1 pseudogene is annotated in these 246 nt (G+C 64.6%); it reads left to right on the top strand.

The window, feature by feature from the left end:
* Nucleotides 1–240: pseudogene (locus ADK28_RS04845) on the top strand (SulP family inorganic anion transporter); the annotation flags it as partial.
* Between the last annotated feature and the right edge of the window lie 6 nt (nucleotides 241–246).

Genomic DNA, 246 nt, shown 5'->3' with positions numbered 1-246 from the left:
GGCACCCGGGTGATGGATTCCAGCGGCGTAGAGGCGATCGATAAGCTGACGGCGCGCTATCTGGCGGCGGGGAAAAGCATTCGTCTGCGCCACCTGAGCGCTGACTGCGTGCGCCTGCTCAAGCGCGCCGGGCCGTTCTGCAGCCATGAGCTGGACGATCCGCAGTATTATGTGGCGGAAGAGGGCTTCACCGCCGATGAGCGCCGCGTGGGTGAGGAAACCTTCAACCCGCGCGGCTAAAAGCAG

This window comes from Serratia sp. 506_PEND (assembly GCF_001076875.1).
GTDB lineage: Bacteria > Pseudomonadota > Gammaproteobacteria > Enterobacterales > Enterobacteriaceae > Serratia > Serratia marcescens.
This window is presented reverse-complemented; position numbering and strand designations above follow the sequence as displayed.